Source organism: Nocardia citri (assembly GCF_054065835.1).
On record NZ_JBSUQM010000021.1, the window covers coordinates 79,526 to 105,332 of the forward strand.

The 25,807-nt window shown below is 64.7% G+C and carries 21 protein-coding genes; 13 read left to right on the forward strand and 8 right to left on the reverse strand.

What is annotated here, in order from left to right:
• Nucleotides 1–900, reverse strand: coding sequence for a RecB family exonuclease (locus tag ACW2Q0_RS23875; protein WP_457193127.1), 900 nt, complete (start codon nucleotides 898–900; stop codon nucleotides 1–3).
• Nucleotides 901–979: 79 nt separating this feature from the next.
• Here ACW2Q0_RS23875 and ACW2Q0_RS23880 point away from each other — a divergent pair, with 79 nt between their 5' ends.
• Nucleotides 980–1,813 carry a tRNA (adenine-N1)-methyltransferase gene (locus tag ACW2Q0_RS23880; RefSeq protein WP_457193128.1) on the forward strand — a complete coding sequence of 278 codons (834 nt, stop codon included), beginning with the start codon at nucleotides 980–982 and terminating at the stop codon, nucleotides 1,811–1,813.
• Nucleotides 1,814–1,833: 20 nt separating this feature from the next.
• Here the strand turns inward: ACW2Q0_RS23880 and ACW2Q0_RS23885 are convergent, their stop codons facing one another.
• Nucleotides 1,834–2,355, reverse strand: a complete 522-nt coding sequence (locus ACW2Q0_RS23885; protein ID WP_457193129.1) for a hypothetical protein — start codon at nucleotides 2,353–2,355, stop codon at nucleotides 1,834–1,836.
• 179 nt (nucleotides 2,356–2,534) lie between these two features.
• On the opposite strand from ACW2Q0_RS23885, the gene arc reads away from it, so the two are divergent.
• Complete coding sequence (gene arc / locus ACW2Q0_RS23890; RefSeq protein WP_457193130.1) at nucleotides 2,535–4,295, forward strand: proteasome ATPase; 1,761 nt, start codon at nucleotides 2,535–2,537, stop codon at nucleotides 4,293–4,295.
• 260 nt (nucleotides 4,296–4,555) lie between these two features.
• Here arc and ACW2Q0_RS23895 read toward each other — a convergent pair whose 3' ends face one another.
• Nucleotides 4,556–5,431 carry an LLM class F420-dependent oxidoreductase gene (locus ACW2Q0_RS23895; RefSeq protein ID WP_457193131.1) on the reverse strand — a complete coding sequence of 292 codons (876 nt, stop codon included), beginning with the start codon at nucleotides 5,429–5,431 and terminating at the stop codon, nucleotides 4,556–4,558.
• Between the two features lie 138 nt (nucleotides 5,432–5,569).
• A complete protein-coding gene (locus ACW2Q0_RS23900) occupies nucleotides 5,570–6,292 on the reverse strand; it encodes a peptidylprolyl isomerase (RefSeq protein ID WP_457193132.1) in 723 nt (240 codons plus the stop codon).
• A 233-nt stretch (nucleotides 6,293–6,525) separates the two neighbouring features.
• Between ACW2Q0_RS23900 and ACW2Q0_RS23905 the strand changes: the two genes are divergently transcribed.
• From ACW2Q0_RS23905 to ACW2Q0_RS23950, 10 genes are all read left to right on the forward strand, one after another.
• Entirely contained in the window at nucleotides 6,526–8,448 is a 1,923-nt protein-coding gene (locus ACW2Q0_RS23905; protein ID WP_457193133.1) for a CocE/NonD family hydrolase, read from the forward strand.
• A 348-nt stretch (nucleotides 8,449–8,796) separates the two neighbouring features.
• Nucleotides 8,797–9,633, forward strand: coding sequence for a nitrilase-related carbon-nitrogen hydrolase (locus ACW2Q0_RS23910; protein WP_457193134.1), 837 nt, complete (start codon nucleotides 8,797–8,799; stop codon nucleotides 9,631–9,633).
• 16 nt (nucleotides 9,634–9,649) lie between these two features.
• Nucleotides 9,650–11,071, forward strand: coding sequence for a dihydropyrimidinase (gene hydA / locus ACW2Q0_RS23915; protein WP_457193135.1), 1,422 nt, complete (start codon nucleotides 9,650–9,652; stop codon nucleotides 11,069–11,071).
• A gap of 39 nt (nucleotides 11,072–11,110) precedes the next feature.
• Nucleotides 11,111–12,148, forward strand: a complete 1,038-nt coding sequence (locus tag ACW2Q0_RS23920) for a TIGR03842 family LLM class F420-dependent oxidoreductase (RefSeq protein ID WP_457193136.1) — start codon at nucleotides 11,111–11,113, stop codon at nucleotides 12,146–12,148.
• 550 nt (nucleotides 12,149–12,698) lie between these two features.
• On the forward strand, nucleotides 12,699–14,204 hold the full coding sequence (locus tag ACW2Q0_RS23925; RefSeq protein WP_457193137.1) for a catalase: 1,506 nt from the start codon (nucleotides 12,699–12,701) through the stop codon (nucleotides 14,202–14,204).
• A 417-nt stretch (nucleotides 14,205–14,621) separates the two neighbouring features.
• Nucleotides 14,622–16,928, forward strand: coding sequence for a glycosyl hydrolase family 65 protein (locus tag ACW2Q0_RS23930; RefSeq protein WP_457193138.1), 2,307 nt, complete (start codon nucleotides 14,622–14,624; stop codon nucleotides 16,926–16,928).
• A gap of 430 nt (nucleotides 16,929–17,358) precedes the next feature.
• Nucleotides 17,359–18,672, forward strand: a complete 1,314-nt coding sequence (locus tag ACW2Q0_RS23935) for an aminotransferase class III-fold pyridoxal phosphate-dependent enzyme (protein ID WP_457193139.1) — start codon at nucleotides 17,359–17,361, stop codon at nucleotides 18,670–18,672.
• A gap of 98 nt (nucleotides 18,673–18,770) precedes the next feature.
• Entirely contained in the window at nucleotides 18,771–20,306 is a 1,536-nt protein-coding gene (locus tag ACW2Q0_RS23940; RefSeq protein WP_457193140.1) for an ArnT family glycosyltransferase, read from the forward strand.
• 13 nt (nucleotides 20,307–20,319) lie between these two features.
• Nucleotides 20,320–20,703 carry an arsenate reductase family protein gene (locus ACW2Q0_RS23945; RefSeq protein WP_457193141.1) on the forward strand — a complete coding sequence of 128 codons (384 nt, stop codon included), beginning with the start codon at nucleotides 20,320–20,322 and terminating at the stop codon, nucleotides 20,701–20,703.
• An 18-nt stretch (nucleotides 20,704–20,721) separates the two neighbouring features.
• Nucleotides 20,722–21,402 carry a TIGR00266 family protein gene (locus ACW2Q0_RS23950; RefSeq protein ID WP_457193142.1) on the forward strand — a complete coding sequence of 227 codons (681 nt, stop codon included), beginning with the start codon at nucleotides 20,722–20,724 and terminating at the stop codon, nucleotides 21,400–21,402.
• 213 nt (nucleotides 21,403–21,615) lie between these two features.
• On the opposite strand, the gene ACW2Q0_RS23955 is transcribed toward ACW2Q0_RS23950, so the two are convergent.
• The 4 genes from ACW2Q0_RS23955 to ACW2Q0_RS23970 all read right to left on the reverse strand — a co-directional run bounded on the left by ACW2Q0_RS23955 (nucleotide 21,616) and on the right by ACW2Q0_RS23970 (nucleotide 24,165).
• Complete coding sequence (locus ACW2Q0_RS23955; protein ID WP_457193154.1) at nucleotides 21,616–22,125, reverse strand: NUDIX hydrolase; 510 nt, start codon at nucleotides 22,123–22,125, stop codon at nucleotides 21,616–21,618.
• 174 nt (nucleotides 22,126–22,299) lie between these two features.
• Nucleotides 22,300–23,277, reverse strand: coding sequence for a zinc-binding dehydrogenase (locus ACW2Q0_RS23960; RefSeq protein WP_457193143.1), 978 nt, complete (start codon nucleotides 23,275–23,277; stop codon nucleotides 22,300–22,302).
• Between the two features lie 16 nt (nucleotides 23,278–23,293).
• Entirely contained in the window at nucleotides 23,294–23,716 is a 423-nt protein-coding gene (locus tag ACW2Q0_RS23965) for an organic hydroperoxide resistance protein (RefSeq protein ID WP_457193144.1), read from the reverse strand.
• A gap of 17 nt (nucleotides 23,717–23,733) precedes the next feature.
• On the reverse strand, nucleotides 23,734–24,165 hold the full coding sequence (locus tag ACW2Q0_RS23970; protein ID WP_457193145.1) for a MarR family winged helix-turn-helix transcriptional regulator: 432 nt from the start codon (nucleotides 24,163–24,165) through the stop codon (nucleotides 23,734–23,736).
• Between the two features lie 1,331 nt (nucleotides 24,166–25,496).
• On the opposite strand from ACW2Q0_RS23970, the gene ACW2Q0_RS23975 reads away from it, so the two are divergent.
• Nucleotides 25,497–25,807 (forward strand): IPT/TIG domain-containing protein (locus ACW2Q0_RS23975; protein ID WP_457193146.1); only part of this gene is annotated, 311 nt, incomplete at its 3' end.

Below are 25,807 nucleotides of genomic sequence, written 5' to 3' on the forward strand. Positions count from 1 at the left end.
TCAGTCGGCGACCGCGTCGGCGAAGGTTTCGTCCGGCGATTCCCCGCTGCCACTGTCCGGCCAGCCCGGATAGGCGGGGGGTGTGCCGCCGAATTCGGGGCACAGACTCTTGTAGTTGCAATGTCCGCACAGCCAGCTGGTGCTCGGCAGGAACTGGCCGGTTCGGCCGGCCTCCAGAATGGCCCGCCACAGGGCCGAGAGGGTCCGCTCGAAGCGCAACAGTTCATCCTCGTCGGGGGCATAGGTGAGGATCTGTGCGTCGGCCAGGTAGATCAGCCGCAATTGGGTGGGCAGAATGCCGCGGGTGCGCAGCACCACCAGCGCATAGAACTTCAGCTGGAACAGCGCCTTGGTCTCCTGGGCGAGTCCGGGTGCCCGGCCGGTCTTGTAATCGACGACGCGCAGTTCACCGGTCGGCGCGACATCGATACGGTCGACGAATCCACGCAACAACACACCGTCGTCGAGTTCGGCCTCCACCCGCGACTCACATGACTCCGGGTCGAACCGGGTCGGATCTTCCAGCCGGTAGTACGTCTCGACGAAGGCACGCACCTCGCCGAGAAAGCCCGCCAGCCCGTCCGCTGCGACCACTTCGGCGATCTCCGGTCTAGCGGCGAGCATCCGGGCCCATGCGGGCTCGACGAGCCCGGCAGCGCGTTCGAACCGTCGTTGCGTGGCGGGCAGTCCGTACAGATCTTCGAGCACCGCGTGCACCACTGTGCCGCGCACCGCGATCCGCGTGGGCGGCTCGGGAATCCGATCGATCGCCCGGAACCGGTACTTCAGCGGACACTGTTTGAAATCCATTGCCCGCGAGGGTGACAGCGCCGGACGTGGACGATCGGATGCGCCCTCCCGCGCGGTGTCGACAGGGGGCGTGGATTCCGGCGAATGCATACCTGGCAGGCTATCCGGCGGCACCGACACGCCGGTGCCACACGCGAAGACAGCACCGACGACCAGGGAACGGAGATACATGACGGCCAGACGGACCGGGCCATTCACCATCGGGGACCGGGTACAGCTGACCGATGCCAAGGGGCGCCTCTACACCGTGGTGCTGGAACCGGGTAAGGAGTTCCACACGCATCGCGGCGGTATCAAACACGACGATCTCATCGGTGCCGATGAGGGCAGTGTCGTGCAATCCACCAATGGCACACCGTATTTGGCGTTGCGACCGTTGCTCGTCGATTACGTGCTGTCCATGCCGCGGGGTGCCGCGGTCATCTACCCCAAGGACGCCGCCCAGATCGTGCACGAGGGCGATATGTTCCCCGGCGCGCGCGTCCTGGAGGCGGGTGCGGGTTCGGGTGCGTTGACGTGCTCGCTGCTGCGGGCGGTCGGCCCGCAGGGCCAGGTGGTCTCGTATGAGATCCGCGAGGACCACGCCGAACACGCGATCCGCAATGTGGAGACCTTCTTCGGCGAGCGCCCGGACAACTGGTCGATCACCGTCGCGGATGTGGCCGCCTATGACGGTCTGCCGGTCGACCGCGTCGTGCTGGACATGCTCGCGCCATGGGATGCGCTACCCGCTGTGTCCAAAGCGCTGGTTCCCGGCGGTGTGCTGATCGTCTATGTGGCGACTGTCACACAATTGTCGAAGGTGGTCGAGGCGCTGCGCGAGCAGGAGTGCTGGACCGAGCCGCGATCGTGGGAGTCGATGGTGCGCGGCTGGCATGTGGTTGGTCTGGCGGTGCGGCCCGAACACCGCATGCAGGGCCACACCGCCTTCCTGGTCAGCGCGCGGCGACTCGCGGAGGGTACGGTCACCCCGAAGCCGCAGCGGCGCCCGTCGAAGGGCTGAATCAGGCCGGTGCCCGATACTCAGGCCGGAGCGCAGGGCGCCTGCGCGAAACCGAGCATCAGGCAGCCGCTGGCATCCGAAAGCTTCCAGGTGCCGTCGACGTAGTCCCAGGTCATGGGCATGGCGGGTACGGTGCCGTGCGGTGAGGTGATGGTCACCTGGCCGGTGGCGGAATTACCGCTGGTGGTGATGTCGGCGACCGTGTAGGTGAGCTTGCCGTAGCCGCCGAGCGCCTGGTTCATCTGGTCGATATTGGCGGTCCGTTTTTCGCCGTCGACAATGAGCTTGGTTTTCTCGGAAGTGGGTTTCGCCGGGTCGGAAATGGTGTCCAGGACGGCGATGAGCGTTTCCGCAGTCGGCGCGGCGGCGCTACCGTGGTCTCCGTGACCTGCTGCGCCGGTCGTCGCGGCGGCGGAAGTGGTACTCGTGGCCTTGGTGTCGGACTTGTCGTCGGAGCCGCATCCGGTGAGCCCGACAGTAGCGGCCAACGCCGCCGCGGTGATAACCATGGACATACGCAGCGTCCCTGCGGGAAGGAGCATCGTCAGCAACCTTTCGGTTCGGTCGGCGAAGCGGGTCGCCGTGGCCTGGTTAGGGCAGGCTAACATGGTGGTTCCGCCGCCGATCGCGGCCCAGATGTGATCACGACGAAACCATGTCGGAAAGCGAGAACGGTTCACGCCCGGTAGCGTTGATAGACCGGGACTGGGAGGAGCAGCACATGAGCCCCATCGAGAATTCGGATTCGGCGGCCTGGAGAGAGCTCGAGGCGGTACGCGCCGAAGCGGCTGCCCTCCGAAGGCAACTCGCCGATTCGCCGGATCGCGCACGGGAATTGGAAGCCCGCATCGATTCGCTGACCATTCGCAATACCAAGCTGATGGACACCCTCAAGGAAGCGCGCCAGCAGTTGGTCGCCTTGCGTGAGGAGGTCGATCGGCTGGGTCAGCCACCGAGCGGGTACGGAATTCTGATCGGCGTGTACGAGGATCAGACGGTCGATGTGTTCACTTCGGGCCGCAAGATGCGCCTGACGTGTTCACCCAATATCGACACCTCGACCCTCGAGTACGGCCAGACGGTCCGCCTCAACGAGGCGCTCACGGTCGTAGAGGCCGGCATATTCGACGCCGTCGGTGAGATCGGCACCTTGCGCGAGATCCTTGACGACGGGCGCCGGGCACTGGTCGTCGGACATGCCGACGAGGAGCGCGTGGTGTGGTTGGCCGGTCCGCTGGCCAAGGTCGCCGAGGTCGACGATCTCGACGATCCCGATTCGCCGATCCGTAAGCTGCGGCCGGGTGATTCGCTGCTCGTCGACTCCAAGGCCGGTTTCGCCTTCGAGCGGATTCCCAAAGCCGAGGTCGAGGATCTCGTACTCGAGGAAGTGCCCGATGTCGGCTACAGCGATATCGGCGGTCTCGGTCGGCAGATCGAGCAGATCCGCGATGCGGTGGAATTGCCGTTCCTGCACAAGGATCTGTTCCGCGAATACGCGCTGCGCCCGCCCAAGGGTGTGCTGCTCTACGGTCCGCCCGGTTGTGGTAAGACGCTGATCGCCAAGGCCGTTGCCAATTCGCTGGCGAAGAAGATCGCCGAGGCGCGCGGTGAGGATGCGAAGGAAGCCAAGTCGTTCTTCCTGAACATCAAGGGTCCCGAGCTGCTGAACAAGTTCGTCGGCGAAACCGAGCGTCACATCCGGATCATCTTCCAGCGCGCGCGTGAGAAGGCGTCCGAGGGTACGCCGGTGATCGTGTTCTTCGACGAGATGGATTCGATCTTCCGCACCCGTGGTTCGGGCGTGTCCTCCGATGTGGAGACCACGGTCGTGCCGCAGTTGCTCTCGGAGATCGACGGTGTCGAGGGCCTCGAGAATGTCATCGTGATCGGTGCGTCCAACCGCGAGGACATGATCGACCCCGCGATCCTGCGGCCCGGACGTCTCGATGTGAAGATCAAGATCGAGCGCCCGGACGCGGAATCGGCACAGGACATCTTCTCGAAGTACCTGACCGAGGAACTGCCGCTGCACGCCGACGATCTCGAAGAGTTCGGCGGCGACAAGAGCCTGTGCATCCGCGCGATGATCGAACGGGTCGTCGACCGGATGTACGCCGAGAGCGAGGACAACCGCTTCCTGGAGGTCACCTACGCCAACGGTGACAAGGAGGTCCTGTACTTCAAGGACTTCAACTCCGGCGCCATGATCCAGAACATCGTGGACCGCTCCAAGAAGTACGCCATCAAGGCTGTACTCGATACCGGCAATCCGGGCCTGCGCATCCAGCATCTCTACGATTCGATCGTGGATGAGTTCTCCGAAAACGAGGATCTGCCCAACACCACGAATCCCGATGACTGGGCCCGCATTTCGGGTAAGAAGGGCGAGCGGATCGTCTACATCCGCACCCTGGTCACCGGTAAGAACGCCAGCGCCAGCCGCGCTATCGATACTGAGTCGAATACGGGTCAGTATCTGTAGGTGGGCTGACTTCGGGGGTCGTGTTTCCGTTGGGGAGCGCGGCCCTCGGTTGGTTCGGGCGCGGGGGTTGTTTACATCCGGCTGCGTCTGATTCACCGGTAAGAACGCCAGTGTCGGCCGCGCGATCGATACTGATCGGACTACTCCGTCGGTGGAATGCGATCCCGAGCCGTGCGCCCGTCATCGGGTCAAGGGATCGAGTACGACACAGGCGCTTTCGTTCAGTTACACCTCGCGAAAGGGCCTGTGTCGGGAGGGCGCTAACCGAGTTCGGCGAGTTGGGGTACCGCCGGTGCCATACCCTCTATCCATGCCGCCGGGGACCCGGTGTTCGGGGTAATGATCACGGTGTGTACGCCGAGCTTGGCGTAATCGGCCATGTGGCGAACGAATTCGTCGCGATTATCCGGATTCGGGCGCGGATTATTGGCCAGGATGGTGATGCGGATATCGTCGTAATCGCGCCCGACATCGTCGCAGTGCCGGCGCAACACGTCGAGTTTGTGACCGACATCCTCGGGGGTGGAGCCGAAGAGGTTACAGGCGTCGCCATACTGTGCGACCAACCGCAGCGTCTTGCGCTCGCCGCCACCGCCGATGAGCACCTTGGGCCGGTGGATCGGCTGCGGGGAGCACAGTGTCTCGGCCAGCTGGTAGTACTTGCCCTCGAACGGGCCGTTGTTCTGCGGGTCCCACATCTGCTGACAGATGCGCAGTGTCTCCTCCAGTCGCTCGAACCGCTCGGCGATCGGCGGGAACTGCACACCGAGCCCGCGATGCTCACGCTCGAACCAGGCGGCGCCGAGACCGAGCACCGCACGGCCACCCGATAGGACATCGACGGTGGTGACGATCTTGGCGAGCAGGCCGGGATGCCGGTAGGTCACTCCGGTGACGAGCAGGCCGAGGTCGATGCGGGAGGTATGCGCGGCCAGATAACCGAGGGTGGTGTAGCCCTCCAACATATTGGCCTCGGCCGGCAGGCCGGTCGGCTCGATCTGGAAGTAGTGGTCCATGAATGACAGCCAGGTCGCACCGGCCGCCTCTGCCGCCGCACCGACCCTGGCCAACTCACCGGCAATGGCGGTGGTGCCGCCGTCGATATCGAAGATCGGTAGGTGAAAACCGAGTTCCATGAAGTGATCCCCTGGTACTAGACGATTTTGCACTGCCAACGCTATGACCTGGAGTGCACTCCAAGTCAAGTGCTTCATGCGAGCGCCGAAGCCGATGGCGGCGTCGCCACGGACGACACCGCCATCAGCTCAGGTCGATCAGCCCTGAGCGGTGGTCACCGAATTCAGGACGACATCGACGTTCGGACGACCGTCGTCAGCGCCGGCCGCGCCCGCGTCGGCGACCCGCTGCAGCACGTCCAGACCGCCGGTGATCTTGCCGAACGGGGTGTATTCCGGCGGCAACTGGGTGTCCTTGTACACCAGGAAGAACTGGCTGCCATTGGTGTCGGGACCGGCATTCGCCATCGCGACCGTGCCAGCCGGATAGGTCGCGCCGTCCAGATTCTCGTTCGGGAACTGGTAGCCCGGACCGCCGGTGCCGGTGGCGGTGGGATCACCGCACTGCAGGACGAAGATGCCCGCGGTGGTCAGGCGGTGACACCGGGTGTGGTCGAAGTATTTCTGCCCGGCCAGGAAGACGAAGGAGTTCACCGTGCGCGGCGCGCGGGCCGCCGCCAAGGCGATATTCACTGTGCCGCAAGTGGTTTCCAGCTGCGCGGTGTACTTCGCGCCCGGGTCGATCGTCATCGCGGGCTCGGCGGCCCACTGCATGTTCGCGGGCTTGGCCGAATCGGGGGCCACGCATCCGGCGACCGGTGTGCCCGGATCCGCCGAGACCCCGCCTGCGGCGAAGATTGCCAAAGTGGTGCCGACGGCGAGGACACCGAGGCCCCTTATCAGGGCAGATCCGACTCTGCGGTGCTGCCGTCCGATGGGCTGGTGGTGGTCGAATTGCCGCGCCTGCACTTCGCTGCTCACCGGTCGAGGTCTCCTTCTGTTGTATTGCGCATCGGATGATGCTGAGCGGATCATTCCATCTCGAAGCCTCCAGTGGAACGAGATACGTATTGCGACTGTGTGGCAATGGAAATCCGCGGAGGTGGGGCGAGTGGTCGGTTAGCATGACTGCGACGGAGGCGCATCTGATCGGCTAACCGGCACGGCACGCATCGACTCTGGCGGTGACATCGCCTCCACGGAGGTGTATCAGCATGTCGGGATCTGTATTCGGGGTTCTTCGCTGGTCTACCGCGGTGCTGTGTGTCGCCGCATTGATGGGTGGTTGTACGGCGAACACCGAGACGAAATCGACCTCACACACAGGTCCCTGGCCGCCGAACGACGGCCGCGGTCACTGCGCGGTGGACAAACAGGCCGAGGTCCCGGCGACCATGCGCGACGGCACCGTGCTGCGCGCCGATGTATACCGTCCGCAGACCAGCGATCCGGTGCCGGTGATCCTGATGCGCACCCAGTACGGTAAGGCCGCCGCACAGATCCAGCCCTCCCGCTATCGCACACCCGACTGGTTCGCCTCGCACTGCTATCTGGTGGTCATCCAGGACGTCCGCGGTATCGGCAGCTCCGATGGCACATTCACCGAATTCGACAATGACACCCACGACGGCTACGACACCGTGGAATGGGCCGCGCAACTGCCGGGTTCGAACGGCAAGGTCGGCATGTACGGATCATCGTATGTCGGTGCGACACAATGGCTCGCTGCCATCGAGACGCCGCCACACCTGACCACGATCGTGCCCGCGAATACCGCCTCCGACTATTACGACGGCTGGACCTACGAGGGCGGCGCTTTCCGGCTCGGCTTCGTCCAACCGTGGGCCATGGGCACCATCGGCCTGGAATCCGCCGAACGGCGTGGCGACAAGGCCACCGCCGACCAACTACGCACGGATACGCAGAACATCACCTCATGGCTGAATTACCGTCCCTACAAGGACTTTCCGCCGCTGCAGCCAAATAATCCGGCCGTCGCACCGTGGTACTTCGACTGGATCGGTAACTCGACGCGCAACGATTACTGGAAGCAGTGGAGCATCCGCGACCGCTATCCGAATGTGCGGGTGCCGGTGCTCGATATCGAGGGCTGGTACGACGCATTCCTCGCCGGCGGCATCGAGAACTTCACCGGAATGGTGGAGCGCGGCGCCACACCGGCACACCAGAACCAGCGATTGGTGATCGGTCCTTGGGACCACCTCGGCTGGGGACGACCCACCTCGATGATCGCGCCTCGGCTCGAACAGCTCGGCCCGGTCGGTGACAGTCCGATCAACGAGCTGATGCTGGCGTGGTTCGACCACTTCCTCAAAGGCACGGATAGCGGCGTGGCGGGCAAACCCCGAGTCGACTACTACCTCATGGGCGCCAATCGCTGGAAGTCAGCACCGAATTGGCCACTGCCGCAAACACAATGGAAGAAATACTTCTTCGCCGACAGCGGCGTCAACGGCGTTGCCGGGCGGGTCGGCAAACTCGTCGATCACGCGCCGAGCGGGCCGGCCGCGGTCGACCGGTATGTCTACGACCCGGCATCACCCGCACCGAGTATCGGCGGACATTCCTGTTGTTCGGTCGGATCGGGTCCACAGGGACCGTTCGACCAGACCGCGGTCGAACAGCGCTCGGATGTGCTGACCTACAGCACCGACCCGCTCGGCACCGATACCGAGGTCACCGGCCCGATCACCGTGAACCTGTGGGCGTCGTCCACCGCACCGGATACCGACTTCGTCGCGCGGCTGGAAGTCGTCGGACCCGACGGATCGGCCGTCAACCTCAACAACGGCATCATCCGCGCCGCGTACCGGGATTCCTTGTCGGATCCGACCCCCTTGGTGCCCGGCAAGCCCTATGCGTTCACCATCAAGATCTGGCCGACCAGCTATCAGTTCAAGGCGGGCGATCGGATCCGCGTCGCCATCAGCAGCAGTGACTATCCGCAGTACGCGCCGAACTCGAATACCGGAGAGCCCTTCGCCGACAGCACCCGTACCCAGCCCGCGACGCAGACGATCTACAAGGATGCCGAGCACCCGTCATCGGTGGTCGTACCCATCATTCCGGCCGGTGGCACCGGCTCCAGCAGCTTAGATATCGAGCCGGGATCCTAAGCGCGGCGAATGCGACGGTAGGCGGGTGCCGCGCCGGTCGCGGCGGCAAGCTCGCCGGTCAGCCAGGCCAGCTCGGCGTGGGTGATTGAGGTGACGGCGATGCGCGAGTGGTCGCCGTGCGCGTGGTTCTCCACCTCGAAGGGGCGGCTTCATCCATGCGGACCCGAACCGGCCGAGCGTCGATCCGGGCGAGCAGGTCGGCGCGGGCGTCGGATCGAAGTTCACAGCGTCATTCTGCGTTGGGCACGGTGCCGAAACGGGAACCGGCTCCGGGTTACGGCTACGAAAATGTTTTTTCCGCAATCTTGTAACACAACCGAATTGGTTCGCGCTGACGTATAACAAAGCATGGGAATCGTTCGAGCGGCGCTCGTCCAGACGAACTGGACGGGTGGTAAAGAGTCCATGATCAAGGCGCATGAGGACTACGCACGCCAGGCCGCCGCGCAGGGCGCCAAGGCGATCTGCTTCCAGGAGTTGTTCTACGGCCCGTACTTCTGCCAGTTGCAGGACACGAAGTTCTACGACTACGCGGAATCGGTGCCGGGTGCGACGACGGAGCGATTCGCCGCCCTGGCAAAGGAATTGGGCTTGGTGATGATCCTGCCGGTATACGAGCAGGAACAGCCCGGCCTGCTCTACAACACCGCAGCGGTCATCGATGCGGATGGCAGCTACCTCGGCAAATACCGTAAACACCACATTCCGCACGTCACCGGGTTCTGGGAGAAATTCTACTTCCGGCCCGGAAATCTGGGCTGGCCGGTCTTCGATACCGCGATCGGCAAGGTCGGCGTCTACATCTGTTACGACCGGCATTTCCCGGAAGGCTGGCGCGCCCTGGGTATGGCGGGTGCGGAAATCGTATTCAACCCGTCCGCGACCTCGCGCGGACTATCCGGTTACCTGTGGAAACTGGAGCAACCAGCCGCCGCGGTCGCCAACGAATACTTCATCGGCGCCATCAACCGGGTCGGTATCGAGGAATACGGTGATGACGATTTCTACGGAACCAGCTATTTCGTGGACCCGGAAGGTAAATTCGTCGGAGACGTCGCCTCCGACACCGATCCCGAACTGGTGATCCGTGACCTCGATATGGATCTGATCAAGGTGGTGCGTGACCGCTGGGCATTCTATCGCGATCGCCGCCCCGACGCGTACGGACCGCTGGTGGCTCCCTGAGGCCGGTGATATCGATATGACGAAGATATTCATTCACGGCGGCACGGTGGTCTCGGCCACCGGATCGCAATTGCTCGATGTGCTCGTCGACGGTGAGACGATTGTCGCCGTACTGCAACCCGGCGCTACCGCGTTGGGCGCGGATCTCGCCGGGGCGGCCGATGTGGCCATCGATGCGACCGGCAAATATGTGATTCCCGGCGGCGTGGACGGGCACACCCATATGCAGATGCCCTTCGGCGGCACCGAGGCCTCGGACACCTTCGAGACCGGCACTCGTGCGGCCGCCTGGGGCGGCACCACGACCATTGTCGATTTCGCGGTGCAGAAGCCGGGCGAGCGAGTACAGGACACCCTCGGCCTGTGGCACGAGAAGGCCGCGGGCAACTGCGCGGTCGACTACGGCTTCCACCAGATCATCGGTGAGGTGAACGACGAATCCCTCCAGGGGATGAGTGAATTGGTGGCCGAGGGCGTCACCAGCTTCAAGTTGTTCATGGCCTATCCAGGTGTCTTCTATTCCGACGACGGTCAGATCCTGCGGGCCATGCAATCGGCGGGCGATCTCGGCGCGCTGCTGATGATGCACGCGGAGAACGGTATTGCTATCGATGTGCTGGTCGAACAGGCGCTGGCGCGTGGTGAGACCGCGCCGTACTACCACGGTGTCACCCGGCCGTGGCAGATGGAGGAGGAGGCGACCCATCGCGCGATCATGTTGGCGCAGTTGACGAATGCTCCGCTGTATGTCGTGCACGTGTCGGCGAAGCAGGCGATGGAACAGATCGTCGCCGCACGCGGCGACGGGCAGAACGTCTTCGGTGAAACCTGTCCGCAGTATCTGTACCTGTCGCTCGAAGAGCATTTGGGCGCACCGGGTTTCGAAGGGGCGAAGTGGGTGTGCTCGACGCCGCTGCGCGCGCGGGCACAGGGGCATCAAGACGAGCTGTGGCGCTATATCCGCACCGGTGATGTCACATCGGTGAGCACCGACCACTGTCCCTTCTGTATGAAGGATCAGAAGGAGTTGGGGCTCGGTGACTTCAGCAAGATTCCGAATGGGATCGGCGGCGTCGAACATCGGATGGATCTGATGTTCCAGGGCGTCAAGAACGGGTTGATATCACTGGAGCGCTGGGTCGAGGTCTGCTGCACCACCCCGGCGCGCATGTTCGGTATGTATCCGCGCAAGGGCGTCATCAGTCCGGGCGCCGACGCCGACATCGTCATCTATGACCCGAACGGGCACACCAGCATCGGATTCGGCAAGACCCACCACATGAATATGGATCATTCGGCCTGGGAGGGTTTCGAGATCGACGGCCACGTCGACACGGTGCTCTCCCGTGGCCGCGTGATCGTAGACGAGGGTGCCTACCTGGGCACTGCCGGTCATGGCCGGTTCATCGCCCGCGAATTGTCGCAGAACCTGATCTGACCTGGAATGGCCTAATCGACCTGGAATGGAGCGTGCCGCATGGATATCGGTGTGGTGTTGCAATGTACACCTCCCGCCTCGCGGGTGGTCGAACTGTCCAGACAGGCGGAGACACACGGCTTTTCGCATGTATGGACCTTTGATTCGCATCTGCTGTGGCAGGAGCCCTACGTCATCCACAGCCAGATTCTGGCCGCCACCCGCAAGGTGGTCGTCGGCCCGATGGTTACCAATCCGGCGACCAGGGACTGGACGGTGACGGCGTCCACCTTCGCCACGCTCAACGATATGTTCGGCAACCGCACCATCTGCGGGATCGGTCGCGGTGACTCCGCGGTGCGCACCCTCGGCGGCAAACCGACGACCCTGGCGACCCTGCGGAAGTCCATCGAGGTGATCAGGGAACTCGGTAACGGTCGCAGTGCGCGCATCGGTGACACAGTGGTGCGCTTCCCGTGGGCCGGCGCCTCGCGGCTCGAGGTGTGGGTGGCCGGATACGGTCCGCGCGCACTGGAGCTGACCGGTGCGGTCGCCGATGGATTCATTCTCCAACTCGCCGACCCGGATATCACCGCGTGGACGATCGCTCGGGTGCGGGCGGCCGCCGAGAAGGCGGGGCGCGCGCCCGGATCGGTGAAAATCTGTGTGGCCGCGCCGGCCTACGTCACCGACGGATCCGATGCCGCGACGGCGCATGCCCGGGAACAGTGTCGCTGGTTCGGCGGTATGGTCGGCAATCACGTCGCCGATATCGTCGCGAAATACGGTACCGACGGCGATATTCCGGCCGCGCTCACCGACTACATCGCTGGCCGACAGGGCTACGACTACAACGAGCACGGCCGGGCGGGCAATACGCATGCCGAATTCGTTCCGGACACCATCGTGGACCGCTTCTGTGTAATCGGTACGCCCGATGAACAGCTGACCCGGCTGTACGAGCTGGAGAAGTTGGGTGTCGACCAGTTCGCGGTCTATCTGCAGCACGATGCCAAAACCGCCACATTGCAGGCGTACGGGGAGTCGGTGCTGCCCAGGCTGGCGCATCCGGTCACGGCGACGTCGGGTGTCGAGTGATCGGGGAGCGCGGACGACATATCCGATATCAGCACGCTCGAATTCCGGCTCCGCCCGTCACTCTCGATCGAGGTGTTCGCCGCGGTGGCGGAGGAGTCGGCCCTACGAACACGGATTACGCGGCGTAGCGCCGGCCGCCGAGCGCTGTGTCGGCGCCGACCGTCTCCGGGTGGGTTGAAAGGTTCCCTCGGCCGTGATCGAATTGGAGCACGACGGGATGGTTGGTCGTGGCAGAAGTTGGACTGCTTCGCGGTGTCGATCTGCAGGCTGCCACGGGGCATACGGTGCTGACGACCCTCGAAAGCACCCGTCGTGTTTATATGCGTTTCGGTCTCGACACGAGCACTGGACTTGTGCTCGCCGCCTGCATGCGGCCGGGTCGTCCGCAGTGCCATGTATCACACCGACCGACGACTTGGCGACCAACCGGCTTCGGCGAGGTGGGGCAAGGTTCAGCCACGGATTATGCGGCCCACGACCGCCGTGCCCGCCGACGACGCACAACGCTCCGATGGGGCTGCGGGCGATATGTCTGTGGAAGAGGAGAAAGATGTCTGAGCCGAACTACACAACCGATGCCGCCGGGATTCCGGCACCGAGCGATGACCATTCTTTGACAGTTGGCCCGGATGGCCCGATCCTGCTGAACGACGCGTATCTGATCGAAAAGATGGCGGCGTTCAATCGTGAGCGCTTGCCGGAACGGCAACCGCATGCCAAAGGCGCCGGGGCGTTCGGCACGTTCGAAGTGACCCACGACGTCAGTGCCTACACCAAGGCCGCTGTATTCCAGCCCAGCAAGCAGACGGAAGTGTTGGCGCGGTTTTCCGCTGTCGCCGGCGAACAGGGATATCCCGACACCGTGCGGGATCTGCGTGGGTTCGCTGTGCGGTTCTACACCGAGCAGGGCAATTTCGACCTGGTCGGCAATAACACACCCGTCTTTTTCGTGCGGGATCCGATAAAGTTCCAGGACTTCATCCGGTCACAGAAGCGCCGCGCCGACAACAATCTGCGCGACAACGACATGCAATGGGATTTCTGGACCCTGTCACCGGAATCGGCGCACCAGGTGATCTGGCTGATGGGAGATCGCGGTATCCCGGCCACCTTCCGGCATATGAATGGATACTCCAGCCACACTTATATGTGGATCAACGCCGCAGGCGAACGATTCTGGGTCAAGTACCATTTCAAGACCGATCAGGGCATCAAGTTCCTCACCCAGGACGAAGCCGCCCATATGACCTCGATCGATATGGACTACCACCAGCGTGATCTGTGGAAAGCGATCGAAGGCGGTGAGTATCCGAGCTGGACCCTGAAGATGCAGATCATGCCGTTCGACGACGCGAAGACCTACCGCTACAACCCCTTCGATCTCACCAAGGTATGGCCGCACGGCGATTATCCGCTGATCGAGGTCGGTAAGATGACCTTGAACCGTAATCCGGCCAACTACTTCACCGACATCGAAGAAGCGGCGTTCGAGCCCAGCAACGCGGTACCCGGCACGGGCCCCAGCCCCGACAAGATGTTGCTCGGGCGCTGGTTCTCTTATGCCGACGCGCATCGGCACCGGATAGGTGTCAACTACAAAGAACTACCGGTCAATTCGCCGCACGCCGCAGAGGTCCGCTCGTGGGCGAAAGACGGCGCCATGCGCCACCACAACCCGGGCGATCCGGTATATGTGCCCAACTCGAAGGGCGGACCGCACGCCGATCCCGCTGTAACCGGACAGCCCGCCGGTTGGTATGCCGACGGCGAGATGGTGCGAACCGCCTACACCTTGCGCGCGGATGACGACGACTGGGGACAGGCCCGAACCATGGTCCGCACGGTTCTCGACGACGCCGCCAGGACACGTCTGGTCGACAACATCATCGCGCACCTGCTCGACGGAGTGAGCCCACCCGTGCTCACCAGGACGTTCGCATACCTGCACAACATCGACAAAGATCTCGGTGACCGAGTCGAGCAGGGCGTTCGGGCCAAGCAAGCACAACACGAACGAACCGCCGCAGGGCGACCGAAAGTCGGCCATACCAGGTAGATGAAAAACCAACCCCCGCTGGTTACCGGATCGTGAGATCGGCGCAGCGCGGGCCTGGATAGTTTCATCGGAATCGGCGGTCTACGAGCAAACGACAGCGGTGGCTGGCAACACCTCGGTCGGTGTCAGCCGTGCTGCAGTGCTAAAACTGGCCGAGCATCTAGTAGAACAGGTGCGGACCGCGCCCGCGTGCCGGTTGCCGTGGCCGCGACGACGTCGGTAATGCTCATGCCGCGATGGTTTCGAGGCCGCCAACTATCCGCGATACCGAATTCAGCGATCCTCGACCCCAAAATTACTTGCAGCACGCCACTTACCCATCACAACGCCCCCGGGGCCGACGGTCCTCCGGCATACCGCCAGCACACTAGTAGCAGGGGTGTGGTGCAGCCGCCGTGTCGTTCCGATCGGCCCCGCGTGACCGCTGCTACTGTCGGCCCGGTGCGACTCGTGTCGAGTATCGGTGCGGTGCTATTGACCTGCGCGTTTGTGCCGCTGCCCGGACTGTCCGCAGTGGCGGCCGCGCAGGGCGCGCAGACGGTCGGAGACGGCTGGTCGGCGGTCTCCGAGACGTTCGAACCCGAGAATTTCCGCGCTGCCCCGTATCTGGGCAACGGGCGCATCGGCGCGATGATCCCGCCGAGCGGCGGCGGATATCAGGACTACGGCGTATCGGTGCGCACCTCGTTCCCCTTAGTGGAACCGCGCTACACCGGAACCTATCTCGCGGGCTTCTATGCCATGAAGTCCATGTCGTGGAACAACACAGAGGCGATCGCCGCGCTCCCCGCGTGGTCGAGCCTAACCGTCGACGTCGCGGGCCGAACCTACCGGGCCGACGTCGACCCGGCCACGCTCACGCACTACCGGCAGCGCCTGAACTATCGCGATGCCACCGTCACCACCGAAGCCACCTGGACACCCGACGCGGAACACCGGCTGGATCTGACCTACCGGACCTTCGTGTCGCGGGCGCAGCAGAACCTCGCGGTTCAACAGCTCACTGTCATTCCGCACTTCTCGGGGCCGCTCACGGTCACCGACCTGATCGACGGGGCCGCCGCGCGGCGGGTCACCCCGACGACGGCGGCCTCCGATCCGAACCGGGGGCAGACCACGGTCGGCGTGCGCGCCGACGGCACCGACCACATCGCCTTCCTGGTGTCCACGGTCACCACGCCTGATGAGCTGGGTGGTGCCGCACTACCTGCGAACGGGGCGACGGCTGGAACACGATTCAGCGGCACCGTCGTGACGGGCCGCAGTTACACGGTCACCAAGTACGTAGGAATCGCCTCCGGCGCGGACGGCGCGGACCCGCGCGCGATTGCCGCCGACGTCTCCGAATCCAGCGCGGCGCGTGGTTTCGCCGCCGCCCACGCCGAACACGCAGCAGAGTGGGATCGCCTGTGGCAGCCCGCCATCGAGATTCCCGGCCGCGACGACTATCGAGACTGGATCCGGCCCGCACTGTATTCGGTGCTGTCCAGCGTGCGGGCCGGACAGCGGTGGTCCGTGCAGCCCGCGGGGTTGTCCTCCGACGACTATGGCGGCTTGACCTACTGGGACGCAGAGACCTGGATCTTCCCCACCCTGCTCGCGCTCTATCCCGAATTGGCCCGCACCGTAGTGGATTTCCGCGTCGCCGCGCTACCGCAAGCCGAGGCGAACGCGCGCGCCTACGGGCTGACCGGCGCACTATTCTCCTGGAACGACGGACCGACACAGCGGTGCGCGTCTCCGTGGGCGTGCGGACTGGTCCAGGAACATTTGGGAAATGAGATCGCGCTCGCGCAATGGCAGTATTATTCGGCCACCGGCGACGAGCAATGGCTGCGGGACAGCGGCGCGCCGGTGATCACGGCCATCGCGAACTACCAGGCTGCCCGCGTCGGCCCGATGCTGCCCGACGGTCGCTACCATTATGCGCCCGCGGCGGGCGCCGACGAATACGTTTCGGTTTCCGTGGACAACGCACTCACCAACGTCGGAGTGATGGCGACGATGCGTACCGCGATGTCGGCCGCCCGACTGGCCGGACTGCCGCTGAACCCACGGTGGGCCGATATCGCCGCCCACATGGCGATGCCGCCGGACATCGTGCCAGGGGTCCCCGCCGAGTATCTCGGGTACCAAGGGGCGAGGATCAAGCAGGCCGACACGGTGCTGATCAGCTACCCGTACTCCTATGCGGCACCGGGCTATTCGCCAGAGGCGACGTTGGCGTACTACTTCGACCGCACCGATCCCGACGGCCCCAACATGAGCAACAGCGTCGGCGCGATACTCAGCGCGCAGTATGACCCCTGCCGCACTCAGCAGTTCCTGGATCAATCGGTGCAGCCGTATGTCCGGGCGCCATACGGGTTCCAGTCCGAGGCGCGTGGCGAACGGTCGGGTGCGAACACGGTCGGTCAACCGGCGTGGGTCTTCGTCACGGGTGCGGGCGGATTCCTGCAAGGTTTGCTGTACGGACCGAGCGGGCTGCGATGGACCGAATCGGGTCCCCGGCTGGACCCGATGCTGCCCAGCGGGTTTCCCGAGGGGATGACGGTGCGTGACCTCGCGGTACGCGATAGCAGGTTGACCTTGCGCATCCGACCGGAGGGCACGACAGTCGACGTCACTTCGGGTGGTCCGGTGACCGTCGAGACACCCGGCGGGCCGGCGACCGTCCGCCCGGAAACACCGCTGACGCTGCCGACCAGGAGCGCCTGTCCCTGATCCGGAAGACATCGCACAACGAACCAGTTTGTCGTGTTCTGTAAGGGCCGCAGCATCTTCCACAACGGTTATTCGGATATTTACCAGCGTTTCGAGATCGCCGCGCTCATCGGTGATAGCAGATACTCCGTGGCGGGGACGACAGCTGGTGGCATCGCCCTCTCTCGGCCGAATTCGGGCAAGGTAGGGCGCCAATTTCGCTGTGCTGATTCGTTCCGCGGGCTTGGACGGAAAGGCCCGACGTATTGGGCCGCTGTCGGTCTCGCCGCCAGCGGCGCCAATGATGGCCTGGCCGAAGCCTCCGGACCTGGGCGGAATCGCAGGCGGGACAGTTCTTGTCATAGCGCGCGTCTCCAGCCGCGCAAGAGCCGCAATCGGGCTATGGTGCCCATGTGCTGTTCTGTCCAGCCTCGAAGGGGGAATTCGCCCCATGATCGGGTCAGATCACGTCTTCTACCCCTGGAGCGCCCAGGCGACCCTGAATCCGGTGCCGATCGTCGGTGCGTCGGGTTCGTGGTTCTGGGAGGAGAGCGGCAAACGCTATCTCGACTTCTCCTCCCAACTGGTGAATGTCAATATCGGCCACCAACATCCGGATATCGTCGCGGCGATTGTCGACCAGGCCCGCAAACTCGCGACCATCTCGCCCACCGTCGGCAACGAGGCGCGCAGCGAACTGGCCCGGCTCATCGTCGAGCGCGCACCGGGCGAGCTGAACCGGATCCTGTTCACCACCGGTGGCGCGGAGGCCGTCGAACATGCGGTGCGGCTGGCCCGCAGCTACACCGGCCGGACCAAAATGCTCGCCGCCTACCGCTCGTATCACGGCGGAACCGGCGTTGCGATCGGGCTGACCGGTGAACCGCGGCGCTGGGGTGCGGAGCCGACCAATGTGGATGTGGTCCGCTTCTTCGGGCCCTACCCCTACCGATCCCCGTGGGGCGCGAGCACTCCCGAGGAAGAGACGACGGCGGCGCTGAACCACCTGCGCCAGGTCATCGAATTGGAAGGGCCGCAACATATCGCGGGGTTGATCCTGGAGACGGTGGTCGGCACCAACGGTGTGCTCGTGCCGCCCCCGGGCTATCTCGCCGGTCTCCGAGCACTGTGCGACGAATTCGGCATCGTCTATATCGCCGATGAGGTGATGGTCGGATTCGGCCGGGTCGGGGAGTGGTTCGCAGTTCAGGCCTTCGATGTCGCACCCGACATCATCACCTTCGCCAAGGGCGTGAACTCCGGTTATGTCCCGCTCGGCGGTGTGCTGATGGCCGAGCGGATCGCGCAACGTTACGACAATACGGTGTATCCCGGTGGACTCACCTATGCCGGACATCCCCTCGCCTGTGCCGCGGGCATCGCTTCGATCAATGTCTTCGAACGCGACGGCATCCTCGACCATGTGCGCACGGTCGGTACGGATGTGCTCGGAAAGGGCTTGGCGGAGTTGGCTTCTCGGCATCCGAGCGTCGGCGAGGCGCGTGGCCTCGGCTTTTTCTGGGCGCTGGAGTTGGTGCGCGATCCGAACACCCGCGAGCCGCTGATCCCGTTCGCGGCCGCCGGTCCTGCCGCCGAACCGATGAACCGGGTCACCGCCGCCGCCAAGGAACGCGGGCTGTGGCCGTTCAACGCGGGCAACCGCTTTCAGATCGCGCCGCCGCTCACCACGACGGCGGATGAGCTGCGCACCGGATTGGATATCGTCGACCAGGTGCTCGATATCGCCGACGGATACGTGCGGTGATCGGACACCGCGCGAACCCACCCCGGGGCTAGTCCGCGCGACGGCCATTTCCCGCTAGATTCGAGGTGTCCACCTCGGAACTCCCTCCAGGAGCTGGCGTGACCGACACCAAAGATCGTCAGAAGCTGGCTACCTCGCCCGAGGGGCGTCCGGCGCTTGCGGTCGGGAGCGTCGGCGTGGTCGCGGTGATGGCGTTCGCGGTCCTGCTGTTCTCCGCGAGCCGGTACGACTATTTCGGCGATGAGCTGTACTTTCTCGCGGCGGGGCGACGGCCCTCGTTCGGCTACGCCGATCAAGGGCCGGTAGTGCCGATGCTGGCGCGCCTGATGGATACGTTCGCGCCAGGTAATTTCTTCGTGTTGCGGCTGCCGGTGGTGGCGCTGACTGTGCTCGGCGTCGTGTTGTGTGCGGTGCTGGCGCGGGAGTTCGGCGGCGGACGCACTGCGCAGACCTTCGCCGCGATCGGGTACGCGACCTCGCCGTTCCTGCTGCTTCAGGGCAAGATGCTGACGACCAATGCGGTCGACACCGTGCTCTGGGTGATCATCACCTGGCTGGTCGTGCGCTGGGTGCGGACCCGCCGCGATAGCCTGCTGCTGTGCGCGGCCCTGGTGACCGCGGTCGATGTGCAGGTGAAATGGTTGATCCCGTTCTTCTGGATCAGTGTCGCGGTGGGTTCGCTGATCTTCGGTCCGCGCGAATTGGTGCGGCGGCCGCTGCTGTGGCTCGGCGCGGCGATCGTGGTGGCGACGACGATACCGTCGCTGATCTGGCAGGCGCGCCGGGATTGGCCGCAGCTGGCGATGGGCAAGGTGATCATCGGTGAGCAGGACATTCTCGGTGGACGAGTGGCGTTCATTCCGCAAGCCGTATTGCTGGCTGGGTATTTCGGCGCGGTCCTGCTGATGTACGGCGTGTGGGCGTTGCTGTGCCATACCACGCTGCGGCGGTACCGGTTCCTTGGGGCGACCCTGCTGATATTGGTCGCCACCTTCCTGGTGATCGGCGGGCGGATCTACTACATGGCGGGGATGTACGGCGTGGTGCTCGCTGCCGGAGCGGTCGGTCTGGGCGAATTGGTGGGCCTATTGGATCCGGCCGCGCGCCGCTGGGTCACCGGTGCCGGTGCGGCACTCGCCGCGGTGGCCACGGGCTTTCTGCTGTGGTCGACCCCGTGGCGGGATCCCGCACAGGTCCGGCCGCCCGTCGACGCCTCCGAGGCTGCCATCAATATCGGCGTCTACGGCGAATTCGGCTGGCCGGAACTGATTTCCGGTGTCACCAAGGCCTACGACTCGCTCACCCCGGCCGAACGCGCCGACGCCGTCATCATCACCGACACCTACTGGCAGGCCAGCGCCCTCGATCAATTCGAGCGCGCCAACCTACCCCCGATCTACAGTCCCAGCCGCGGTTTCGGGTATTTCGGCACACCCCGCGACACCGCATCGGCGGTCATCGCCGTCGGCGTCGACGATGGCTTCCTGCGCTGGGATTTCGATAACTGTGCACCGGTTGCGAAGGTGGACAGCCGAATCGGCTACCCGGGTAACACTCAGGACGTCGCGGTGTGGACCTGCACCGGTCTGCGCCATTCGTGGTCCGAGGTATGGTCGACCTGGATGCACCTGTAGGTACGCTGCGAGCATGACTTCTGGGCAGACCGAAATCTGGCATAACCCGCGGTGCAGCAAGAGCCGCAATGCCACCGCGTACCTCGACGAGGCGGGCGTGGAATACACAATCCGGCGCTATCTCGACGATCCGCCGACTGCGGCGGAATTGCGAACGGTGCTGCAGCGGCTGGGCGCCGAGCCGTGGGACATCACCCGCACTGGTGAGCAGATCGCCAAGGATCTGGGCATATCCGGCTGGGGACGCACCGCCGCCGACCGGGAGCGCTGGATCGAGGCGCTGGCGGCGAATCCGCAGCTGATCCAGCGGCCGATCGTGCTCACATCTGACGGCGGTGCGGTCGTCGCGCGCGACGAGAAGACCTTGGAATCGCTGGATCCTTCGGAGCCGAAATAGCCAGTAGGGTCGGCAATTATGAAGGTACAACTGCGTCATAGTCCGGCCTCCGCGGTCGCGCGGTGCTTCCTGGCCGGGGGCGAGCCGATGCGGGTCGAGAGCGGCGCCATGGTCGCCCATTCGGCAGGAGTTTCGTTGCAGGCCAAGGCCGAAGGCGGCATTCTGGCCGGGCTGAAGCGTTCGGTGCTGGCGGGCGAATCGTTCTTCGTCTCGACCTTCACCGCACCGCCGCAGGGCGGCTGGGTAGACGTGGCCCCCGCACTGCCGGGCGACATGTTGAACCTGCAGATCACGCCTGATCGGCCGTTCTTCATCAGCCGTGGCGGCTGGATCGCGAACTCGCACGGCGTGCAGGTGGAGGGCAAATGGGGCGGTTTCGCGAACCTGTTCGGCGGCGAGGGCGGTTTCGGTCTGCGCGCGCACGGGCAGGGTGAGGTGGTCGTCGGTGTATTCGGCGCGATCGATGTGATCGATCTGCAGCCGGGGGAGCCGATCACCATCGATACCGGCCATGTGGTGGCCTATGACCTGGCCATGAACTTCACCATCCGGCGCGCGGTCTCCGGACGGTCCATCCAGTCGCTGAAGTCGGGCGAAGGCTTCGTCTTCGACTTCAGCGGACCGGGCCGGGTGCTGCTGCAGACCCGCAATCCGGGTGCCTTCGCGGCTTGGGCGGGTTCGGTGGCCTCCTCGGGTTAGTCGCCCGTTTTCGCAACCCTTCTACCTGCCGGACACCTGGCTCGTGCAGAATGCAAGCTTCATATCGGGTCCAGCAAGGGAATGTACATGGAGCTCCTCGAAGTCGTCGCGAACCTCTTCACTCAGGTCATGGGTGCGATGAGCGGTAGCGCCGCCTGACAGATCGCAAATTCATCGGCCCATCAGGTCCTCGACCTGATGGGCCGATGGCGTTCAGGCCAGCAGTTGGTCGATAAGGACCCGGGTATCGGGGACGAACGGCCAGGTCGGGTCGGCCAGATGGGCGCGGAGTTCGGCATCGGTCCACCACCAGCCGTCCGCGATCTCCTCGGGCTGGTGGTGGATGGGCCCGTCGTAGCGCAGCTCATAGGCGAACAAGTGGCAGCGCATCGGGACGCCCTGCCAGATGCCGTCCCACGACGCGCTGTCCCGCAGTGGGAGCGGTGGTGCCTCGGCGGGCAGGACGATGCCCAGTTCCTCGCCGAGTTCGCGGACCGCGGTCCGGTCCGGCGTCTCGCCGGGATCGACGACACCGCCGGCCAGGCAGTCGTGCATACCGGCGAAGACCATCTTGGTATCGGTGCGACGGTACACGGACACGCGTTCGCCGTCGCCGGAGCGGACGAGTACGCCCGCACTTGCGTGCCAGATGCCGTCGCGATAGACGGTGGCGCGGTCGGCTGCGCCGATTTCGCGGCCCGCGGTGTCAAAGACCGCGATCATCTCCGACTCGGTGTGGCACAACACCATCAGCCACACGTCACCAGAACCTGTCACCCTCTGACTGCCCCGGCCCTGGGTGGCCCGAACTGAGATCCATGTGGAAAAAGCTGGCAGACCAGCGGCTACCCCACACTCGCAGCACGCTGGTCCGCCACCCAGGTCGGTGGATCGAGGCTAAGGCTTCACCGCGATCTTGGCGTTGCGACCTGGCGTCTGCGTGGCCGCCGCGGCGGCCACCGCGGCTTCCAGCGCATAGGCGGCTTCGATATCCAGCCGAAGCACACCACGGGCCGCGAGGTCGACCAGCTCGGCGACGAGCCGTCCGTGCTGCTCGGCACCGATCTCCTCGATCCGCTTGGCGGCCCAGAAGCCTTTGACGACGATCTGTTTGAACATGAGCCCGGCCGGATCGAGTTGCATCGGCTGCCCCGAGAGCAGGCCGAAGGCGATCAGCTGACCACCCGGCGCGAGCAATGCCAGCTCATCGGCTGCCGCGCGGCCGCCCACCTGATCGACCGCCCCGGCGATCGGGGCACCCGAGGTGACCGCGTCGACCCGCTCGAGCCAGCCCTCGCTCTCGGTGTCGAGCACCGGCTCGTAGCCGAGTTCACGCAGCGCGGTGACCGAGGACGACCCGCGCACGAGATTCAGCACGTGCAGACCGCGTTGCCGGGCGAAGACGTTGACGAGCCTGCCGACGGCGCCGTTGGCGGCATTGATCGCCAGCCACTGGCCGGCTTGCAGATCCAGGTCTTCGATCACCAGCAGCGCGCTCAACGGCATGGCCAGCAACTGGGCGGCGGTCTCGTCGGAGACCGTGTCGGGCAGCACGATCACCTGCCGGGCCGAGGCCAGGAAATACTCGGCCCACACGTTCTGCGCGCCGAACACGGCCACCCGCTGGCCAACCGACAGGCCACTGACGCCGGGACCCACCGCGTCCACCCGCGCAACCGCCTCGCTGCCGGGGATGGCGGGCAACTCTGGCCGATTGCGGTACGTACCGCGCACGGTGGCCAGGTCGTGATTGTGGATCGGCGACAGGATCAGCGCGAGCCGCACCTCGCCCGGACCGGGTTCCGGTACCGGGCGTTCCGCAGTGGTGAGCACGTCCTTCGGTTCGCCGAATGCTTCGATGACTACCGCACGCATATCCGCTCCTTCTCGATCAGTCTTCGGCGACCACGACCTCGACGTCGATGTTGCCGCGAGTCGCGTTGGAGTACGGGCACACCTGGTGTGCTTTGTCGGCGAGCGCCTGCGCGTCCGCCCGGGACAGGTGGGGAAGTGAGACCTCCAGGGTCACCGCCAGTTCGAAGCCGCCCGCGTCGTTCGGGCCGATGCCGACCTTCGCGCCGACCGCGGAATCGTCGATGTTCGCGCCGGCCTGCTTGCCGACCAGGCGCAGCGCCGAGTGGAAGCACGCCGCGTAGCCCGCCGCGAACAACTGCTCGGGGTTGGTGCCCTCGCCGTCGCCGCCGAATTCCTTCGGAGTGGACAGATCCAGGTCGAGCTTGCCGTCGGTGGTGCGTGCGTGGCCGTTGCGTCCGTCGCCGCTGGCCAGGGCTTCGGCGGTGTACAAGATCGACATGTGGTGTTCTCCTTCGTTCAGTGGGACATCAGTGCGTGCGTCAGTCGCCGCAAGGTTTCGCGCAGCGCGACGACTTCCGCTGCGGACAGGCCGCAGGACTCGGCCATCTCGGCCGGGATCCCGCACGCTTCGGCGCGCAGTGCGCGTCCGCGCTCGGTGAGCTGGATATCGACGCGACGTTCGTCGGCCGCCGAGCGCCGCCGCTCGATCAGACCCGCTGCTTCCAGCCGCTTGAGTAGCGGGGACAGCGTGCCGGAATCCAGGGACAGCGCATGGCAGATGTCGCCGACACTGCGTCCGTCGCGTTCCCACAGCGCCAGCATCACCAGGTACTGCGGGTAGGTGAGCCCGAGCTGTGCCAGCTTCGGGCGGTAGGCCGCTGTCATCGCCCGGGACGCCGCGTAGAGCGGGAAGCACAGTTGCTCGTCGAGGGTGAGGTTATCGGCCATGAGCAATAATGTAGTGGACAACTGTATTGTGCACAATAGATGTGAAAGTCGCTCTCGTCACACTGGTTCTTCGGCGAGGGAGTTGCTGGGCCCGAAGGCTCCTGGTTCACCGTGACGGCGGGAGACCGCAGCGCCGAGCGCGCCGCCTGGCAGCACATCGAGTTGCCCGACTACGCGGATGAGTTGCGTGATCGCGTGGCTTTCGCCTGGCGCGCGATGAACGCCGTCCTTGCTGCCATGACAGTCCCACTAACTCAGCGGCGCCCGATACGCCGCCCGCACCGCAACACTTCCGGTCCTTGCGGGCTCGGTCTTGGCGACGGCGGGTATCTTCGTGCTCTGGCGCTACGGCCTTTCGCCACATGGGATAGCTGGGCTCGCCGCGCTTACTGTCGTCCTCGCCGCCGCATTGCTCACCACGACCCGGCGAATCACCCCGGCCGCTGATTACAGCCCGTCATCCGGGCGGACCGGCTGACCTGAGCCCACGGCAGCTGGGGCGGACCTCGTCGAGTCACCTTGCCGGGCAGCCGATCACCGGCCTCACACCGGTCGCGTGACCAGCCGGGCGAGTTGCTGCATCTGCGACGCTTTCAGTCGCACTTCCACCTGTCCCGAATGCTCCGGGTCGGTCGCCGCCCGGTCGTAGGTGAAGCGCACTCGGTCCGGTCGGTCGATGCTGAACTCGATTGTCGCCCAAAGCGGATGCGTTATCGGAACATCTATGTGTTTGAACCGGCCCGCCCACAGCCACCACCCGTCGGCCGACTGTGACCGCGATCGCACCTGAGACCGGCTGCCGCTCCCACTCCACAAGACGACCGGATGAGCGGAAAAGGCGACGGGTGATCGAATCGGTCAACCCCTTCTCCAAGAACACAATATCGTCGGACGCGACCAGCGACGCACGCAGATCCTCTGGCAAACGCCCCGACCCGAGCATCAGGCGCTGCAGAGCATTCACTCATCCAGCGTAACCCCGCATACCGCCCATCGGCCCCAGATCGCCTGGCTCACAACCGGTTCGCGGTTCAGAGAGCTGAATAGGTTGGTCAAACTCCTAGAGACGAGAAAGCTGCCCAATTTCCCGCTCGGCCGCGACGACATCGACACCGCCTTGTCCGCCCGCATAGTTCGCCGGCAAACACCGGCGCCGTGTACTGCACCCACCGAACGGGAGACCGGCCGAACCCGAAAGCGGAGACAAACCGGACGAAAACGGACCGGGGGATGCATTGCCGAAGTGCCTCCGCTGGAGGGTTACTGGGGATAAGCGGTTGTACCGGCTAGGCCTGTGCTGCTGCGGGAGAACCCTTTTCATTGATCACTGGTTGGAAGGCAAGAAAATGTCACCTGTAATCACCTCGCTGACACCCTCTTCCGGCCCCGCAGCGGGTCTCAACTCTGTCGTCATTGCCGGCTCCGGATTCAGTAATGTGGGCCCCTTGACTGTCCGGTTCGGTACGACGGCAACGACATTCACCATCGACTCCGATACTCAGATCACCGCCATCGCTCCGCCTGGAACCGGCACGGTGAACGTCACCGTTCAGGCTCTGCTGGATGGCACGAGTAACCCGCTGCCCTACACCTATGTTGGCGTCCCCACCTTGACCAGCATCAGTCCGGCTTCAGGGTCGGC